The sequence below is a fragment of the Bathymodiolus azoricus thioautotrophic gill symbiont genome, from assembly GCF_001298715.1.
In the GTDB taxonomy this organism is placed as follows: domain Bacteria; phylum Pseudomonadota; class Gammaproteobacteria; order PS1; family Pseudothioglobaceae; genus Thiodubiliella.
Genome location: NZ_CDSC02000181.1, coordinates 1 through 2,961 on the forward strand (window position 1 = coordinate 1; position 2,961 = coordinate 2,961).

At 43.8% G+C, this 2,961-nt stretch carries 2 protein-coding genes and 1 pseudogene; 2 read left to right on the plus strand and 1 reads right to left on the minus strand.

Features of this window, described 5'->3' with window-relative positions; translation table 11 throughout:
- Positions 1 to 137 precede the first annotated feature (137 nt).
- Positions 138 to 1,181, minus strand: a complete 1,044-nt coding sequence (locus BAZSYMA_RS03535) for a rod shape-determining protein (RefSeq protein WP_090715689.1) — start codon at positions 1,179 to 1,181, stop codon at positions 138 to 140.
- Between the two features lie 170 nt (positions 1,182 to 1,351).
- Between BAZSYMA_RS03535 and gatC the strand changes: the two genes are divergently transcribed.
- Both gatC and gatA read left to right on the plus strand, forming a co-directional pair.
- Complete coding sequence (gene gatC, locus BAZSYMA_RS03540; protein ID WP_090715691.1) at positions 1,352 to 1,639, plus strand: Asp-tRNA(Asn)/Glu-tRNA(Gln) amidotransferase subunit GatC; 288 nt, start codon at positions 1,352 to 1,354, stop codon at positions 1,637 to 1,639.
- Positions 1,640 to 1,649: 10 nt separating this feature from the next.
- Positions 1,650 to 2,961: pseudogene (gene gatA, locus BAZSYMA_RS03545) on the plus strand (Asp-tRNA(Asn)/Glu-tRNA(Gln) amidotransferase subunit GatA); the annotation flags it as partial.

Consider the following 2,961-nt stretch of genomic DNA (forward strand, 5'->3'; position numbering starts at 1 on the left):
ACTAACTCACGGCCACTCAATTTAGAAGTGTATCAATTCAAAGCGATGCGCTTCGTTCCTCAGCTCATCCTACACCCATTAAAAATGAAAAGTGGCCTTAAAATTCAAAAGCTGGATTAATAATAAGCGATATCATTCTACTCCAAAGAAAAAGCAGACAAGCCTTTTTCATCCAACATTTCCAATACCATGCCACCACCACGTGCGACACAAGTTAGTGGATCATCAGCAATATAGCAGGGTAAGCCCGTTTCTTCAGAAATAAGACGGTCTATATCTTTTAATAAAGCACCACCACCCGTTAAAACAATACCTCTTGTTGCTACATCCGCACCAAGTTCAGGCGGGGTTTGCTCTAAAGCAACTTTAACTGCACCAACGATACCAGATAATGGCTCTTGTAAGGCTTCTAAAATTTCATTGCTATTTAAAGTAAAACCGCGCGGCACACCTTCTGCTAAATTACGCCCTTTCACCTCAATTTCCATAATCTCACTGCCCGGATAGGCCGTTCCTATTTCTTTTTTAATACGCTCAGCCGTTGCATCACCAATTAAAGTACCGTAATTTCTGCGCACATAATTAATGATTGCCTCATCAAAACGGTCACCACCAATACGTACGGAAGCCGAATACACAATCCCATTTAAAGAAATAACGGCAACTTCAGAAGTCCCTCCCCCTATATCTAAAACCATAGAACCATGCGCTTCATCAACCGGCATACCCGCACCGATTGCTGCTGACATAGGTTCTTCAATCAAATAAACTTCACGCGCACCCGCCATTGCCGCCGACTCACGAATAGCTCGCCGCTCAACTTGAGTAGAACCACAAGGCACACAAATTAAAATACGCGGACTAGGCCGGAAAAATTTATTCTCATGCACTTTTTTGATAAATTCACGCAACATACGTTCTGTTACTGCAAAATCAGCAATCACGCCATCTTTCAAAGGACGAATAGCGGTTATATTCCCCGGTGTGCGACCCAGCATTAGCTTAGCTTCTGTGCCTACCGCAGCAATCATTTTAGATCCACGAATCCGATCTTCTTTGATAGCGACTACTGAAGGTTCGTTTAAGACTATTCCTTGCCCCGGCATATAAATAAGTGTATTAGCTGTCCCTAAGTCAATTGACAAATCATTTGAAAATAGGCCACGAAGTTTATTAAACATTAATTCTTGTTCCTGAACTCATAGAAAATTCCACTACTTTATCAATCAATAAGGTATTTGGGCAAGATATAAAGTATCATATTGCGCTATTCGTCTTTATAGAAGCTTAAAACAAAGCCTATATAAGGCGCTTAAACTACCTAAGAACCCCACCGAGTAATGGAGTTAAAATGTCGTTAACAGTAGATGATGTTAATAAAGTTGCGTATTTAGCGCGCTTGGGCATTGATGCTCAGGACACCGAATCTTATGCCCAAGATCTCTCCGGCATGTTAGACCTGGTTGCTCAAATGAGCGCAGTTAATACTGATGATGTCACACCTATGGCACACCCCCTTGATCAGGCACAACGTTTACGCCCTGACCAAGTTATTGAAACTAATAACCGGGAAGCCTTCCAGGCCATTGCTCCGCAAGTTGAAGCAGGCTTATATCTTGTGCCCAAAGTCATAGAATAAGGTAAAACATATGCATACTAAAACCCTTGCCCAAATCGCTCAAGGCTTACGCGCAGGCGATTATTCTAGTCAAGAACTCACTGAATCCTATCTTGCACGTATTAAACAACACCAAGACCTGAACAGTTTTATTACAGTAACTGAACATCAGGCTATCGCTGCCGCCAAGCAAGCCGACGCGATGCTCGCTGCCGGTGATGCGCCCTTCTTAACCGGCGTACCTATGGCACATAAAGATATTTTTTGCACCCTCGGTATAAAAACTAGCTGCGGTTCAAAAATGCTGGATAACTTTATCTCGCCTTATAATGCGACTGTAGTAGAAAAATTTAATGCCGCTGGTGCTGTTTCCCTAGGTAAACTCAATATGGATGAGTTTGCTATGGGCTCCTCCAATGAAACCAGCTTTTATGGTACGGTCAAAAACCCTTGGGCAACCCACTGTGTACCCGGTGGTTCATCGGGTGGCTCAGCAGCAGCCGTTGCTGCGCGTTTAATCCCCGGTGCCACCGGTACCGATACAGGTGGCTCTATTCGCCAACCTGCAGCGCTGTGCGGCATTACTGGCTTAAAACCCACTTATGGCCGAGTCTCACGCTACGGCATGATTGCTTACGCCTCCAGCTTAGATCAAGGCGGCCCAATGGCGCAAACGGCGGAAGATACAGCGCTTATGCTCCAAGCTATGGCCGGATTTGACCCTAAAGATTCCACTAGCGTGGATTGTGCCGTGCCAGATTACAGTGCCGACTTGAATAACTCTCTAACTGGCTTAAAAATTGGTCTTCCTAAAGAATTTTTTGATGAAGCATTAAACAGCGAGATGGCAGCGAGCATTGACACGGCAATCAATGAATACAGAAAAATGGGCGCAGAAATTGTCGAAGTGTCTATGCCTAATTTAAAACTCGCAATTCCTTCTTATTATGTCATTGCTCCTGCGGAATGCTCGGCTAACCTTTCACGCCTTGATGGTGTGCGTTATGGTTATCGCTGTGAAAACCCTGCTGATTTAAATGATTTGTATATTCGTTCACGTGGTGAAGCTTTTGGCACGGAAGTCAAACGCCGTATTTTAGTTGGTACTTATGCCCTATCTGAAGGTTATTATGATGCTTACTATATTAAAGCGCAAAAAACCCGCCGTTTAATCAGTGATGATTTCAAACAAGCTTTAGAACAAGTCGATGTCATTATGGGACCCGTATCCCCTACCCCTGCTTTTGGCATAGGCGAAAAAACCTGATGACCCTATCGAAATGTACTTAGCTGATATTTACACGATAGCGATTAATCTAGCTGGCCTACCTGCCATGTCAGTT